13 protein-coding genes are annotated in these 15,421 nt (G+C 46.8%); 10 read left to right on the top strand and 3 right to left on the bottom strand.

The features are described from left to right. Positions 1-34: 34 nt before the first annotated feature. Positions 35-658: a YhcN/YlaJ family sporulation lipoprotein gene (locus NYE42_RS07520; RefSeq protein ID WP_012117484.1), complete on the bottom strand. Its 624-nt coding sequence runs from the start codon at positions 656-658 to the stop codon at positions 35-37. A 154-nt stretch (positions 659-812) separates the two neighbouring features. Between NYE42_RS07520 and NYE42_RS07525 the strand changes: the two genes are divergently transcribed. Further along, entirely contained in the window at positions 813-2,141 is a 1,329-nt protein-coding gene (locus NYE42_RS07525; RefSeq protein WP_007409679.1) for a PhoH family protein, read from the top strand. On the opposite strand, the gene NYE42_RS07530 is transcribed toward NYE42_RS07525, so the two are convergent. Then, the gene (locus NYE42_RS07530) at positions 2,136-2,612 is read right to left on the bottom strand and encodes a peptidyl-prolyl cis-trans isomerase (RefSeq protein WP_352426869.1); all 477 of its coding nucleotides are present in this window, start codon (positions 2,610-2,612) and stop codon (positions 2,136-2,138) included. The genes NYE42_RS07525 and NYE42_RS07530 overlap by 6 nt on opposite strands. 103 nt (positions 2,613-2,715) lie before the next feature. Here NYE42_RS07530 and glsA point away from each other — a divergent pair, with 103 nt between their 5' ends. The 4 genes from glsA (at position 2,716) to pyc (ending at position 8,972) form a co-directional block, all read left to right on the top strand. Continuing rightward, a complete protein-coding gene (gene glsA / locus NYE42_RS07535; protein WP_352427008.1) occupies positions 2,716-3,645 on the top strand; it encodes a glutaminase A in 930 nt (309 codons plus the stop codon). Between the two features lie 107 nt (positions 3,646-3,752). Continuing rightward, entirely contained in the window at positions 3,753-4,034 is a 282-nt protein-coding gene (locus tag NYE42_RS07540) for a YlaN family protein (RefSeq protein WP_003154494.1), read from the top strand. Between the two features lie 204 nt (positions 4,035-4,238). Beyond that, positions 4,239-5,450: an FtsW/RodA/SpoVE family cell cycle protein gene (locus tag NYE42_RS07545; protein ID WP_015239798.1), complete on the top strand. Its 1,212-nt coding sequence runs from the start codon at positions 4,239-4,241 to the stop codon at positions 5,448-5,450. A gap of 75 nt (positions 5,451-5,525) precedes the next feature. Then, the gene (pyc, locus tag NYE42_RS07550) at positions 5,526-8,972 is read left to right on the top strand and encodes a pyruvate carboxylase (RefSeq protein ID WP_352426870.1); all 3,447 of its coding nucleotides are present in this window, start codon (positions 5,526-5,528) and stop codon (positions 8,970-8,972) included. Between the two features lie 97 nt (positions 8,973-9,069). On the opposite strand, the gene ctaA is transcribed toward pyc, so the two are convergent. Continuing rightward, positions 9,070-9,996, bottom strand: a complete 927-nt coding sequence (gene ctaA, locus NYE42_RS07555) for a heme A synthase CtaA (RefSeq protein ID WP_007611205.1) — start codon at positions 9,994-9,996, stop codon at positions 9,070-9,072. A gap of 343 nt (positions 9,997-10,339) precedes the next feature. Between ctaA and cyoE the strand changes: the two genes are divergently transcribed. The 5 genes from cyoE to ctaF all read left to right on the top strand — a co-directional run bounded on the left by cyoE (position 10,340) and on the right by ctaF (position 15,403). Further along, positions 10,340-11,257 (top strand): heme o synthase, encoded by a 918-nt coding sequence (cyoE, locus tag NYE42_RS07560; RefSeq protein WP_003154486.1) that lies wholly within the window; start codon positions 10,340-10,342, stop codon positions 11,255-11,257. 217 nt (positions 11,258-11,474) lie between these two features. Next, positions 11,475-12,545: a cytochrome c oxidase subunit II gene (gene coxB, locus NYE42_RS07565; RefSeq protein ID WP_352426871.1), complete on the top strand. Its 1,071-nt coding sequence runs from the start codon at positions 11,475-11,477 to the stop codon at positions 12,543-12,545. Positions 12,546-12,576: 31 nt separating this feature from the next. Continuing rightward, complete coding sequence (ctaD, locus tag NYE42_RS07570; protein ID WP_352426872.1) at positions 12,577-14,445, top strand: cytochrome c oxidase subunit I; 1,869 nt, start codon at positions 12,577-12,579, stop codon at positions 14,443-14,445. Next, a complete protein-coding gene (gene ctaE / locus NYE42_RS07575) occupies positions 14,445-15,068 on the top strand; it encodes a cytochrome c oxidase subunit III (RefSeq protein ID WP_003154482.1) in 624 nt (207 codons plus the stop codon). Before ctaD ends, ctaE begins: the two co-directional genes overlap by 1 nt. Positions 15,069-15,070: 2 nt before the next feature. Then, on the top strand, positions 15,071-15,403 hold the full coding sequence (ctaF, locus tag NYE42_RS07580) for a cytochrome c oxidase subunit IVB (RefSeq protein ID WP_007409686.1): 333 nt from the start codon (positions 15,071-15,073) through the stop codon (positions 15,401-15,403). The last annotated feature ends 18 nt before the right edge of the window (positions 15,404-15,421 follow it).

Raw genomic sequence — 15,421 nt, forward strand, 5'->3', positions numbered from 1 at the left:
AGCAGCGCCCTTCCTTTGGAGCGGGCGCTGCTTTTTACCGGCGGTTTTTCATATGATGATCCGATTGATCGTTCTGTTCGTTCTGCAGCTTGTTCTGGTCTCTTTGGTTCAGCTGATCATCATTCGATTGAGTCGGTGATTCTTTTTCATTGTCGGTCACATCATTCGGGACTTCCGGCATGACACGACCGACGATGGCGGCAAGTTCGTCCAAAATGCCTGAAACGGGGCGGCCGGCCTTAATGTCGCTGCCCATGCCTCTCAGACGGGAAACCGTATCAGGATCAGCCACGACAACGGCATTGGCGCCGTAAGGATCGTTTTTTAACGCCTGGGCAACCGTGTATTTAATGCTCTCCACTTTGCTTCTTTCTAAATTGTCATCCACATCGATACCGACAACGGAGTACCTTCCGAGTACAACCGCGGTGGCATCTGAAATGCCGGGGATTTTTTCGGTTACCTCGACGAGATGCTTAGCGATGTCTGTCCGGCCGGGATTTTCAGCTGTCTCAGGAGCCGTATTTTTCACATGGATCGGTTTTGCATCGCGCTGATCGGCTGATTCGTTCTGAATATTGCGGCCGCGGCCGTCCTGTACAGCAGTGCAGCCGGTCAGGATAAACAAGGCTTGTATGATAATGAAAAGAATTCGCACGTCAGATTTCCTCCTTGAATGCTTTCATTTATTTTATTGTTGAATTAACCTTCTATCTTTATGCACCAAATCATATATTTTAGCAGGCATCCCCGTTATTCGCGGAAAGAGAAGCACACGATGGGCTTTGATCCTTATTTCAGGAGGCTGAGACTTGAGTAAAATTTATGTGTTAGATACGAATGTACTTTTGCAGGATCCTAACGCCATTTTTTCCTTTGAAGAAAACGAAGTTGTCATCCCCGCCGTCGTGCTGGAAGAGGTCGATTCAAAAAAGCGGTATATGGACGAGGTCGGGAGAAATGCGAGGCACGTATCTAAGCTGATAGACGGGCTCAGGGAGAAAGGAAGGCTGCACGAGAAAGTTCCGCTTGAAAGCGGAGGAACGCTCAGAATTGAACTGAACCACCGGTCATTTCACCAGCTCCAAGAAATTTTTATCGAAAAAACGAATGATAACCGCATTTTGGCGGTGGCAAAAAATTTAAGCCTTGAGGAGGAAACGAAAGAAAACGGCCGCCTCGTCATCCTGGTCAGCAAAGATGTGCTTGTCAGGGTAAAGGCGGATGCCATCGGGCTTTTGGCGGAGGACTTTTTAAACGACAGAGTCGTTGACCATGATGAAATATATAGCGGGTACAAAGATATATTTATGAATAAAGAGCGGTTTGCTTCGTTTTATAAAAACAAACAAATTTCAGTCAAGGAGCTTCAGCAGCATCAGGTTTATCCGAATCAATTTGTGCTGATGAAAGATGAATTAGGAGGATCTTCGTCTGCGGTCGGCATGACAGATAAGAAAGGCGAGACTGTAAAAAGACTCGTTTTCGATGATGAGCACGTATGGGGCATCAGGCCGAAGAACGTCCAGCAGACAATGGCGCTTGAACTCCTGCTGAGGGAAGATATCCCGCTTGTCACCCTGATCGGAAAAGCGGGAACGGGAAAAACCTTGCTTGCTCTCGCGGCAGGGCTTCTGCAGACGGAGGATCTCGGTATTTATAAAAAGCTGATCGTCGCGCGTCCCATCGTCCCGGTGGGAAAGGATATCGGATATTTGCCGGGCGAAAAAGAGGAAAAGCTCAAGCCGTGGATGCAGCCGATCTTTGATAATCTTGAATTTTTATTCAATGCGAAAAAGCCGGGTGAACTTGAAGCGATTTTGGCAGGAATCGGATCGATTCAGGTGGAGGCGCTGACATACATTCGGGGAAGAAGCATTCCGGATCAGTTTATTATTATTGATGAGGCTCAGAATTTGACGAGGCACGAGGTCAAAACGCTTTTGACTCGGGTGGGAGAGGGCAGCAAAATTGTCCTGATGGGCGATCCGGAGCAAATAGATCACCCATACTTAGACAGTTTAAACAACGGACTTGCTTATGTTGTAGAACGGTTTAAAGAACAAACCGTCTCCGGCAGCGTGAAGCTTGTGAAAGGTGAGAGATCCGGCCTTGCACAGCTTGCCGCCGATTTGTTATAAAACTTCGATTTCTGTGACGCCCGTTATCGGTTTTTCAAAGTCTCCGTCCACGTAAAAATGGACCGGGCCGCCGTCTTGAAGGGGTTTCCCCGCATCGCTGAAATGCGCGATTGCGTCCATCGCCTTTTCGAGCTGCACTTCGGTTCTTTCTGATTTTGAAATAAATGCGCACAGGACAGCGCTTTCTTTCGGCTCGGCATTTGCTAAAACAGCGCCGAGCTTCATGGCGAAGCTGCCGTTCATCAGTCTTTCTTTTTCATAACGTTTTTCGCTTTTTAAAGTCGGCGGCGAAATGCGCCCTTCTCTGATCACCCGTTCCGGATCAAGCGTATGCTCCTGGGTTTCTGCAGAGCCGTCCGGATGAACGGGCTGATTTTTTTCAAACGGAAACTTGCGGTCATCGAAAATCCAGACACTCGGATCAATTGTAATCGGGTATGTAACATTGCCTTTTACTTGAATAACGCTCATGGTGAAGCCCCCCTTTATTTAAAGTATAAAAGTTTTCGCATGAATTGTCACTTTGCGTCGCAAATTAGATGTATACAACGGCAGCGAAGTGAGGATGATCGACATGGTATGCCGGCATTACCAAGAGCTGGACGCATTAGTTCAGGAAGCGAAAAAAAGAACCGAAGAAGGCAAAGTGGCAGACTATATTCCGGCTCTGGCTGAATCTGAACAAGACAGCCTTTCGGTCACGATTTATCATGCGGAAAATACATGTCTGACGGCAGGAGACGCCGATCGGACATTTACGCTGCAGAGCATTTCGAAAGTGCTTTCTCTGGCGCTCGTACTGATGGATTACGGAAAGGAAAAGGTGTTCAGCTGCGTGGGTCAGGAGCCGACCGGCGACCCGTTTAATTCCATGATTAAGCTTGAAACAGTGAATCCGGGCAAGCCTTTAAATCCGATGATTAATGCGGGAGCTCTCATCGTTACGGGTTTAATTAAAGGGCATTCGCCGAAAGACCGCCTGGATTACCTGCTCAGATTCATCAGAAGACTTGCGAACAATCAGGAAATTACATATTGCAGCCATGTCGCGGAATCGGAATTCAAATCTTCCATGATTAATCGGGCCATGTGTTATTACATGAAGCAGTATGACATTTTTAAAGGCGATGTAGAAGAGGTCATGGATTTGTATACAAAACAGTGCGCGATTAAGATGAGCAGTCTGGATTTAGCCAAAATCGGCTGTGTATTCGCCCTTGACGGCAAGCATCCGGAAACCGGGGAGCAGGTCATTAAAAAAGATGTGGCGAGAATCTGCAAGACGTTTATGGTGACATGCGGCATGTACAATGCGAGCGGGGAATTCGCAATCAAGGTCGGCATTCCCGCTAAAAGCGGCGTTTCGGGAGGAATCATGGGCATTTCGCCGTACAACTTCGGAATCGGTATATTCGGCCCGGCGCTTGATGAAAAAGGCAACAGCATCGCGGGTGTGAAGCTTTTGGAAATCATGTCTGAGAAATACAGGCTGAGTATTTTTTGAAACATTTTTTATCATAACATCTGCTTAAATCCTCTTGCAATTTCACCTGATACCCTTTATGATAAATAGAAGAATTAGGTACTCGCCTGGGGAACGGAGGGATACTTTTGGCTTCAGAGATTATAGTTGACCATCAGCAGAAAGCATTCGAGCTGTTGAAGTTAGATGCTGAGAAGATTTTGAAGCTGATCCGAGTACAAATGGATAACTTAACGATGCCTCAATGTCCTCTGTATGAAGAGGTCTTGGATACTCAGATGTTCGGACTGTCGAGGGAAATCGATTTTGCTGTCCGCCTGGGATTAGTTGACGAAAACGACGGCAAAGAGCTGCTGGACAGACTTGAAAGAGAACTGTCTGCTTTGCATGACGCGTTTACAGGAAAATAAATGATCAAACTCAAACTATTCAACGGTTTGGGTTTTTTTATAACCGTAAACCGTTTTTTTGCATCTTCTTTTCGTAAGACGGTCTCTTAATCTGCATTTCATCCGAAAAACTATAAAGAAACTGCGTAAATTGTTTATGAATTATAGTAAAATATAATACGCTATAGGTATTAAACGTAAGCTTTAAGCAGGAAAGAGGATGTTATGTTTAAAAGAATGTTAAAATCTTACGATTATTCATTGATATGCGCTATCATTCTGCTGTGCTGTTTCGGATTGGTAATGGTATACAGCTCAAGCATGATTACCGCCGTTATGCGTTACGGCGTGAGCAGCGACTATTTCTTTAAACGGCAGCTGTTCGCCGTCATCGCGGGGTTTGTGCTGTTTATCATCGCGGCCGTTTTTCCGTACAAAGTGTTCGCCCATCAAAAGATTCAGAAATTCATACTGCTTGCGTCAGTGGCTGCGCTTTGCGCGCTGTTTGTTTTCGGACATGTTGCCGGAAACGCGCAAAGCTGGTTTAAAATCGGCGGAATGGCCATTCAGCCGGGGGAATTTGTCAAGCTGACCCTGATACTGTACCTTGCCGCGGTATACGCAAAGAAACAAAGCTACATCGATCAGCTTTTGACGGGGGTTGCTCCGCCGGTGATCGTCACCGTAGTTATTTGTGCGCTTATCGCCATTCAGCCCGACTTCGGAACGGCGATGATTATCGGTCTGATCGCGTTTTGCGTCATTATGTGTTCGGGATTCAGCGGAAGGACCCTGCTCAGGCTGGTTCTCATGGCGGGAATCGTATTGCTCCTTGTCAGCCCGATCATCTATCTGAAATGGGACGATATTTTGACACCCGGGCGTATGAGCCGGTTTGAAAGCCTTGAAAATCCATTTAAATACGCCAGCACATCAGGCCTGCAGATTATAAATTCGTATTATGCGATCGGCTCCGGCGGTTTTTTCGGTCTCGGTCTTGGAGAAGGCATTCAAAAATACGGTTATCTGCCTGAATCGCATACAGACTTTATTATGGCGGTTATTTCAGAGGAGCTCGGCATTTTCGGCGTCCTGTTTGTCATTGTACTGCTGGCTTTTGTCGTGTTAAAAGGTTTTTATATTGCGAGAAAATGTGAAGATCCGTTCGGGAGCCTTTTAGCAATCGGGATATCCAGCATGATTGCGATTCAGACCTTTATCAATCTCGGCGGTGTCAGCGGTTTAATTCCGATTACAGGTGTTCCGCTGCCGTTTATCAGCTACGGGGGCTCATCAATGTTGTTGTTATTAATGAGCGCCGGTATATTGGTGAATGTCAGCATGCATGTCAAATACTCAGAAAAGAAGAAAAAGAGGGAGCCCGTTCCGTCTAAGGGGGTAAAAAGACGGCAGACGGAAAAATCTGTGTATCTCTAAAAAACAAGTGTATACACAGGACGGATATTCCTTTATTATAAACTACATATTTATTAGGCCAAGGGGGAGAAAAGTTTGTCACAACAATCCATCCAAAAAGTGTTAGTAGCAAACAGGGGAGAAATTGCGATCCGGATTTTCCGGGCGTGCACAGAATTGAACATCAGAACGGTAGCCGTTTATTCAAAAGAAGATTCGGGCTCCTATCATCGCTATAAAGCGGATGAAGCTTATCTTGTGGGGGAAGGCAAAAAACCGATTGACGCGTATCTTGATATTGAAGGGATTATTGAGATCGCAAAAAGAAACGGCGTTGATGCCATTCATCCGGGCTACGGATTTCTCTCTGAAAATATCCAATTTGCGAGACGCTGTGAAGAAGAGGGCATCGTATTTATCGGACCGACGTCAGCGCATTTGGATATGTTCGGAGATAAGGTAAAGGCGAGGGAGCAGGCAGAAAAAGCCGGTATCCCCGTTATTCCGGGGAGTGACGGACCGGCTGAAACATTAAAAGATGTCGAACAATTCGCAAAAGTCCACGGATTTCCGTTTATTATTAAAGCATCGCTCGGAGGCGGAGGCCGCGGAATGAGAATCGTCCGAAGCGAAAGCGAATTGAAAGAATCGTTTGAGCGGGCCAAATCAGAAGCGAAAGCCGCATTCGGAAACGATGAAGTGTATGTTGAAAAACTGATCGAAAATCCTAAGCATATTGAAGTTCAGGTGATCGGAGATAAAGAAGGCAATGTCGTCCATCTGTATGAGCGGGACTGTTCCGTTCAGAGACGCCATCAAAAGGTCATTGAGGTGGCGCCGAGTGTATCTTTGCAGCCTGAATTAAGGGACGAAATCTGTGAAGCGGCTGTGGCGCTTGCGAAAAATGTCGGCTATATCAACGCGGGGACCGTGGAATTTCTCGTAGCGGGCGGTGAATTTTACTTTATTGAAGTAAACCCACGCGTGCAAGTGGAGCATACGATTACGGAAATGATAACGGGGGTTGATATCGTTCAGACGCAAATCCTCGTCGCGCAGGGCCACGGACTGCACAGCCGTGCCGTCAATATCCCTGAGCAGAAAGACATTTTTACAAACGGGTATGCGATACAATCACGTGTGACCACTGAAGATCCGCTGAATGACTTTATGCCTGACACGGGTAAAATTATGGCTTACCGCTCAGGCGGCGGCTTCGGCGTCCGCCTTGATACGGGAAACAGCTTCCAGGGCGCCGTCATCACGCCTTACTATGATTCACTGCTCGTCAAGCTGTCGACATGGGCGCTGACGTTTGAACAGGCATCAGCAAAAATGGTCCGCAACCTGCAGGAATTCAGGATCAGAGGCATTAAGACCAATATTCCGTTTCTTGAAAACGTGGCAAAGCATGAAAAATTCCTGACGGGCCAATATGACACATCGTTTATCGACACAACGCCTGAGCTGTTTGTTTTCCCAAAACAGAAGGACCGCGGAACAAAAATGCTTTCCTATATCGGCAATGTCACGGTGAACGGTTTTCCGGGAATCGGGAAAAAAGAAAAACCTGCATTTGATAAGCCTCAGACCGTTACGTTAGGTATCGAAGAAAAGCCGGCAAGCGGTACGAAACAGATCCTTGACGAAAGAGGCGCTAAGGGGCTTGCTGACTGGGTGAAAGAGCAAAAATCCGTGCTCCTGACCGATACAACGTTCAGGGATGCCCATCAGTCTCTGCTTGCAACCCGGATCAGATCCAATGATTTGAAAAAAATCGCCAATCCTACGGCTGCCCTGTGGCCTGAACTGTTCAGCCTTGAAATGTGGGGAGGCGCGACATTTGATGTAGCGTACCGTTTCTTAAAAGAAGACCCTTGGAAACGCCTTGAAGATCTTCGCAAGGAAGTGCCGAACACATTGTTCCAGATGCTGCTTCGTTCATCAAATGCCGTCGGTTATACAAACTATCCGGACAATGTCATCCAAAAATTTGTCCGGCAGTCAGCGGAGTCAGGTATTGACGTATTCCGGATCTTTGACAGCCTGAACTGGGTAAAAGGGATGACGCTGGCCATCGATGCCGTCCGTGAAACCGGAAAAGTGGCGGAGGCCGCGATTTGTTATACGGGAGATATTCTTGATAAGACCCGGACGAAATATGATTTGAAATATTATCTTTCTATGGCGAAAGAGCTTGAGGCGTCTGGTGCGCACATTCTCGGTATTAAAGACATGGCCGGTCTTTTGAAACCTCAAGCCGCATATGAACTTGTCTCAGCGCTGAAGGAAACGATTGATATTCCCGTTCATCTTCACACGCATGATACGAGCGGCAATGGCGTCTTTCTCTATGCCAAAGCTGTTGAAGCGGGTGTGGACATCGTGGATGTCGCCGTCAGCTCAATGGCGGGTCTGACTTCACTTCCGAGCGCAAGCGGATTTTATCATGCCCTTGAAGGAAACAGCCGCCGTCCTGAAATGGATGTCCGGCAGGTGGAAAGACTGTCGCAATACTGGGAATCCGTCCGTCAGTATTACAGTGAATTTGAAAGCGGGATGAAGTCTCCGCATACTGAGATTTATAATCATGAAATGCCGGGCGGCCAGTACAGTAATCTGCAGCAGCAGGCAAAAGGAGTCGGCCTCGGTGATCGCTGGAATGAGGTGAAAGACATGTACAGCGTCGTCAACCGCATGTTCGGCGACGTCGTGAAAGTAACACCTTCTTCCAAAGTCGTCGGAGATATGGCGCTTTACATGGTGCAAAACAATTTAACAGAACAAGATGTTTATGATAAAGGCGAAACGCTTGATTTTCCGGATTCAGTCGTTGAGCTCTTTAAAGGGCAGATCGGCCAGCCGCACGGCGGATTTCCGGAAAAACTGCAAAAGCTCGTTCTGAAAGGACAGACGCCGATCACGGTAAGACCGGGTGAGCTGCTTGAACCGGTATCTTTTGAAGGCATTAAAGAAGAATGGAAAGAAACACATCAGATGGAATTGAGTGATCAGGACGCAATCGCGTATGCTCTTTATCCGAAGGTGTTTACTGAATATGTTAAAACGGCTGAACGCTTCGGTGATATTTCCGTATTAGACACACCGACTTTCTTCTATGGCATGACACTCGGTGAAGAAATCGAAGTGGAAATCGAGCGCGGAAAAACGCTGATCGTGAAGCTTGTATCTATCGGTGAACCGCAGCCGGATGCGACACGTGTCGTTTATTTCGAATTGAACGGCCAGCCGCGTGAGGTGGTCATTAAAGATGAAAGCATTAAATCGTCCGTACAGGAAAAATTAAAAGCAGATCGGACAAACCCAAGCCACATTGCGGCATCCATGCCGGGAACCGTCATTAAATTGTTAACGGAAACCGGGGCAAAGGTGAATAAAGGCGATCATCTGATGATTAATGAAGCGATGAAAATGGAGACGACGGTACAGGCGCCGTTCTCCGGGACGATACAGCAGATTCATGTGAAAAACGGTGAACCGATTCAGACAGGCGATTTACTGATCGAAATTGAAAAAGCGTAAAAAATGAACATAAAAAACCTGATCCGCCCCCGTGTGCGATCAGGTTTTTTATATGTAAAAAGGCCGAAGCTCTAATGCTTCGGCCTTTTCATGTGCCTCAGATGTTCCGCTGTTTTGATTCATAGCGGAAGCGGGCGATTAATAATAAGAAATAGCATAAGACGCCGAACAGGCCGGCAATAAAGAGCGAATGGGCAAGTGCAAAGCCGGTGGCCATTTCTGAATAAACAACCATGATTCCGGAGAGCGCCTGTAATACAACAAAGGCAAGAGCCGCTATCCAGCCCCCAAGAATCTGTTTTTGGTCTTTGTAGGAGCGCACCGCATGTGCAAAAGCGACAAGAATCCATACGAACAGAAGCAGCGCTGCCGTTCTGTGGCCCATCTGCACCCATTCCTGAAAATGAGACGGAAGCCCGTGGTTCAGCCTGCTGCAAAGCGGAACGTCAGGGCAGGCAAGGCTTGATTTCGTATGGCGCACATAAGCTCCCGTATAAACGACGATATACGTGTAAATCGAAAGGCCGATCATATGAAACTGCATTTTCCTGCCGATTCTGAGCGGCTTGACGAGCTTTTTGTCTGATTTATCAGCTTCAAATATGAGCAGCGTCAAAATCAGAACAGAAGCGAAAGAAATCAGCGATATGCCGAAATGAAGCGCCATAACGAGCGCATTTGATCCGAAAACAACCGCTAATGCGCCGAGAAGCGCCTGTAAAAACAAAAAGATAATGGACATAATGGCGAGAAAGGTTGTTTCACGGAAAACAGGCGTGACTTTTCTCCATGCCCAAAAAGCGAGACTCAGCACGAGAACGATTGAGACACCGCTTGCGAGTCTGTGGCTCCATTCAATGATAGAAGCGGCGTTAAGCTCCGGGAAAAACCGGCCGTGGCAAAGCGGCCACTGCCTTCCGCATCCGAGACCCGATCCTGTCTTTGTGACAAGAGCGCCGCCGATCAGCACGACGAGCATAACGAATGTCGTAAGTACGCCGAGCGCTTTCAAAGCTTTATTCATTTTACATTCACCTTCTTAACAAACTGGACAAAATGATATACGTACCAAGTGTAAGCGAATATGTGTTTCGTGGCAATTCTCAATTCTGTTTGTTCACAAAAATATAATAGAATCAGGACTTCTTAGATAATGGGGTTGATTATTCCAGATGGGTCTGATAGAAATAAAGTAACCGCTTTATTATGAAACCGGCGGATTTGGTAAAATTCATAAAAAGTTCACAAATAAATTCCTGTTTCTCGTTTAATATTTAAGAGGATGTTTTTTTACAGGTCATTATCTTGTATGATAGAGTTGCAGGTCTTAAAAAACCTGCTTTAGGTTTGTAAGGGAGGTTTACGTTATGGCTAATTCCAGAATTTTAAACGATACAGCTATAGACGGACAGATTGAAGAGACGACGGCATGGAAGGATTTCCTTTCGCTTATTAAAATAGGAATCGTCAATTCGAATTTAATTACGACTTTTACCGGCATGTGGCTTGCGTTACATATATCCGGTCTGAGTTTTTTAGGCAATTTAAACACCGTGCTTCTTACATTAATAGGATCTTCTTTGATCATCGCCGGTTCTTGTGCGGTTAACAACTATTACGACCGTGATATTGATCATTTAATGGAACGCACGAAAGTAAGACCGACGGTAACCGGAAAGATTCAGCCGAATCAAGCGCTGTGGTCAGGAATTTTACTCATTGCTTTAGGACTTATCATGCTTTTGATGACCACCGTGATGGCAGCAGTCATCGGTTTTATCGGCGTGTTTACGTACGTTGTTCTTTATACAATGTGGACGAAACGCCGTTATACGATTAATACGGTTGTCGGAAGTGTATCAGGCGCCGTGCCGCCGTTAATCGGCTGGACAGCGGTTGAAGGGCACATCGGTGTTGTCGCGTGGGTTTTATTCATGATTTTATTCATCTGGCAGATTCCGCACTTTTTAGCGCTTGCGATTAAAAAGACGGAAGATTACAGAGCAGCGAATATTCCGATGCTTCCGGTAGTGCACGGCTTTGAAGTGACGAAAAGACAGATTATCGTCTGGGTCGCATGCCTGCTGCCGCTTCCGTTTTTCCTCGGCAGTCTCGGTCTTCCGATCGTCATTCTCGGCACTTTGCTGAATGTCGGATGGCTTGTTCTCGGACTGATGGGATTCCGCATGAAAAACATCATGAAGTGGGCAACTCTTATGTTTGTCTATTCGCTTAATTACATGACCATTTATTTTGTAGCGATGGTGGTCTTCACGCTGTTTTAATTGAATAATGAGCTTGTTTGATCGCCAAAACAAACAATGACAACTAGTAAACGCCGCCTTGACCTTTTGTTTAATCAGGCGGCTTTGCTTTTATACATAGATGGAATTTTAAGTAAAAAATCTCATATTTTAAGAAATGAGGAAATGAAGTATTTCGGCTGGAAGCAGTTTTACTGCTTGTGCATCTCGTACTGATTCAAAAAAGGGGTTGGGTGAAATGTTAAAGCGTTGGCGTCTTTTATCATTATTAGCCTTAGTGCCGCTTTTATTGAGCGGCTGTGGAAAACCGTTTCTGTCCACACTCAAGCCTGCCGGCGAAGTGGCTGATAAACAATATGATCTGACGGTGCTCAGCACACTTATCATGGTTGTCGTCGTTGCGGTCGTAGCAGTTATTTTCTTTTACGTCATTGTGAGATTCAGACGGTCGCGTGTAGGGGAAGACACGATACCGAAACAGGTGGAGGGGAACCGTTTTTTAGAAATCACCTGGACCGTTATTCCGATCCTGCTTCTGATTATTCTTGTCATTCCGGTTGTCATCGACACATTGGCACTGGCGGATACGTCGCCGATGGATAAGAAAAACCGTAAAGCAGAGGATGCGCTCGTGATTAATGTAAGGGCGAATTTATACTGGTGGGAATTCGAGTATCCTGATTACGGGTTTGTGACAAGTCAGGAGCTGATCGTTCCCACAGATGAACGCGTCTATTTCAAGCTGAAGTCCTCAGATGTGAAACACTCTTTCTGGATTCCGTCAGCCGGGGGGAAAATCGATACGAATACGGATAATGACAATACTTTCTTTCTGACCTTCGATTCTAAACGCAGCAAAGAAGCGGGAGAATATTTCTTCGGGAAATGCGCAGAGCTGTGCGGACCTTCACATGCGCTGATGGATTTCAAAGTGAAACCGCTGCCGTCAAAAGAATTTAAACAATGGACGAAAGCGATGAAAAATTATAAGTATACAACAGATTCCGGTTTAGCCGCGCAAGGAGAAGAGCTGTTTAAGGAAAAAAACTGCCTGAGCTGTCATGCGGTTGAGCCCAATGATAAACGGGCTGAAGCGGCAAGAACGGCTCCGAACCTCGCTACCTTCGGTGAACGGGTCAAAGTGGCCGGCATTAAGGATGCGAATAAAGAGAATATAAAAGCCTGGCTGAAAAATCCGGACAGCATTAAACCGGGCAATAAAATGACAGGCACTTATCCGAAGCTCTCGGACGCTGAAACGGATGCGCTGTATGAATATTTAAAAGGGCTGAAAGCGGAGAACAAGTGAGGACAGGGAGATATCAGGGGGGAGGTCGCAAATGATGAATACGCTTACAGGGCAGCGAAGAAAAAGCTCTTTGCTTTGGGATTATTTGACGACGGTTGACCATAAGAAAATCGCGATTTTATATATGATCGCCGGGGGATTTTTCTTCGTCGTCGGCGGACTTGAGGCCATGCTTATCAGGATTCAGCTCTTGAGGCCGGGGAACGATTTTGTGGGTGCGCAGCAGTTTAATGAAATTATGACGATGCACGGCACGACAATGATCTTCCTGGCGGCGATGCCGCTGTTATTCGGGCTGATGAACGCGGTTGTGCCGCTTCAGATCGGGGCGCGTGACGTATCGTTCCCATTTTTGAATGCGCTCGGATTTTGGCTGTTTTTCTTCGGAGGCATCTTTTTGAATCTGAGCTGGTTTTTAGGGGGCGCTCCTGATGCAGGCTGGACGTCGTACGCGTCGCTTGCGCTGAATTCGAAAGGGCACGGCATAGACTTTTTCGTGCTCGGCCTGCAAATATCAGGCTTAGGTACGCTGATTGCGGGGATCAATTTTCTCGCCACGATTATTAATATGAGGGCGCCGGGTTTGACGTATATGAGACTGCCGCTGTTTACGTGGACGACATTTGTGGCGTCGGCACTCATTTTATTCGCATTTCCTCCGCTCACCGTCGGTTTGGCACTGATGATGCTGGATCGTTTGTTCGGAACGAATTTCTTTAATCCTGAATTGGGCGGCAATACGATAATCTGGGAGCATCTGTTTTGGATTTTCGGGCATCCGGAAGTATACATTTTAATTCTTCCCGCCTTTGGGATTTTTTCAGAAATTATTCCCGTATTTGCGAGGAAACGTCTGTTTGGTTATTCGTCTATGGTCTTTGCGATCGTGCTGATCGGCTTTCTCGGGTTCATGGTTTGGGTTCACCACATGTTTACGACGGGACTCGGACCGATCGCTAATGCGATATTTGCGGTTGCGACGATGGCGATCGCGGTGCCTACGGGCATTAAAATTTTCAACTGGCTTTTGACCATCTGGGGAGGAAATGTCAAATTCACGACGCCTATGCTGTATGCCGTCGCCTTTATTCCTTCTTTCGTACTCGGAGGAGTCACGGGTGTCATGCTGGCGGCCGCAGCGGCAGATTATCAGTTCCACGATACGTATTTTGTCGTAGCGCATTTCCACTATGTCATTATCGGCGGCGTTGTGTTCGGCATCCTGGCGGGGGTGCATTTCTGGTGGCCGAAAATGTTCGGGAAGGTGCTTCATGAAACGATGGGGAAAATTTCGTTCGTCTTATTTTTTATCGGGTTTCATCTTACCTTCTTCATTCAGCATTTCCTCGGTTTGATGGGAATGCCGCGGCGCGTTTACACATATCTGCCCGGCCAGGGGCTTGATACCGGCAACCTGATCAGTTCAATCGGCGCGTTTTTCATGGCGGGCGCGGCTGCTTTACTCGTCGTCAATATTATTTATACCTCAATAAAGGGGAAATACGTCGGGAACGACCCGTGGCTGGACGGTCGTACGCTTGAATGGGCGGTCTCTTCGCCGCCGCCGGAATATAATTTTAAACAGCTTCCGTTTGTCCGGGGACTTGACCCGCTGTGGATTGAAAAGCAGGCCGGAAATGAAGGGATGGCGCCTGCAGAGCCTGTAGAGGACATTCATATGCCGAACGGCTCCATCATGCCGTTTATCATATCTTTCGGGCTGTTTGTCGCAGCGTTCGGGTTTTTATACCACTCCGATTATTCATGGGGGCTTCCGGTTATCTTCATAGGGCTCGGCATCACATTCTTTACCATGCTGCTTCGCTCTGTGGTCGATGATTACGGCTATCATATTCACAAAGAAGATCTGCCGAATGATGATAAAGGGGTGAAGGCGTAATGCAGCTGCAGGAAAAAATGACGGCTGAAACCTTTCCGGCTTCTCCTGAAAAAGCAACGCTGGAGGGGAAAAATAAGTTTTTGGGATTTTGGCTGTTTCTCGGCGGGGAAACGGTTCTGTTCGCCTCGCTATTTGCGACATTCCTTGCTTTACGGGAATCTAAAGCCGGAGGGCCGTCAACGGCTGAGATGTTTGAGCTGCCGATCGTATTTATCGCGACGATGCTTCTTTTAACGAGCAGCTTAACGAGTGTGTATGCGATGTATCATATGAAAAATTTCTCCTTTAAAAAAATGCAGGTGTGGCTTTTGGTTACCGTTTTATTGGGAGCAGGATTTTTAGGGGTAGAAATCTATGAATTTATGCATTACACTCACGAATTCGGCTTTACCATTACAAGCTCTGCGCTCGGCTCAGCGTTTTACACGCTCGTCGGCACACACGGAGCACACGTGGCGTTTGGGCTGTTGTGGATCAGCGCGCTTATGATCCGGAATGCAAAAAGAGGGCTCAGCCTTTATAATGCGCCGAAATATTATGTGGCCAGCTTATATTGGCATTTTATCGATGTCGTGTGGGTCTTTATCTTTACCGTTGTATATTTGATGGGGATGGTGGGATAACGATGGACGATAACAAAAACAGAGGGACTGTCAGTACGGATCTCGAATATCGAAAAAAGAAAAATGCCGAGGAGATGAAATATCAGGTCATATCCTTCGGTTTGATGATCGGCCTTACGCTTGTCGCGTTTTTGACGGTGGCTGCTGACGGCATTGCCGGATGGTTTACGATGCCGTTTCTGATCCTGCTTGCGGTCATCCAGGTCATCTTTCAGCTGTTTTACTTTATGCATATGAGCCAGAAGGGGCATGAAGCGCCGTCATTATTTCTGTATTCGGGAATATTTGTCGCGTTTATCACCGTGCTTGCATTTGTCACGATTATTTGGTGGTAATCGGGACGGCGGGGAGTG

It is taken from the genome of Bacillus sp. FSL K6-2865 (genome assembly GCF_040311405.1).
GTDB classification, from domain to species: Bacteria; Bacillota; Bacilli; order Bacillales; family Bacillaceae; genus Bacillus; species Bacillus velezensis.

Coding starts and splice junctions, on each gene's coding strand:
- NYE42_RS07530 (WP_352426869.1), bottom strand. CDS start 2,612: ATGAGCGTTATTCAAGTAAAAGGCAATGTTACATACCCGATTACAATT.
- ctaF (WP_007409686.1), top strand. CDS start 15,071: ATGGACGATAACAAAAACAGAGGGACTGTCAGTACGGATCTCGAATAT.
- glsA (WP_352427008.1), top strand. CDS start 2,716: ATGGTATGCCGGCATTACCAAGAGCTGGACGCATTAGTTCAGGAAGCG.
- coxB (WP_352426871.1), top strand. CDS start 11,475: ATGTTAAAGCGTTGGCGTCTTTTATCATTATTAGCCTTAGTGCCGCTT.
- ctaE (WP_003154482.1), top strand. CDS start 14,445: ATGCAGCTGCAGGAAAAAATGACGGCTGAAACCTTTCCGGCTTCTCCT.
- cyoE (WP_003154486.1), top strand. CDS start 10,340: ATGGCTAATTCCAGAATTTTAAACGATACAGCTATAGACGGACAGATT.
- ctaA (WP_007611205.1), bottom strand. CDS start 9,996: ATGAATAAAGCTTTGAAAGCGCTCGGCGTACTTACGACATTCGTTATG.
- ctaD (WP_352426872.1), top strand. CDS start 12,577: ATGATGAATACGCTTACAGGGCAGCGAAGAAAAAGCTCTTTGCTTTGG.
- NYE42_RS07545 (WP_015239798.1), top strand. CDS start 4,239: ATGTTTAAAAGAATGTTAAAATCTTACGATTATTCATTGATATGCGCT.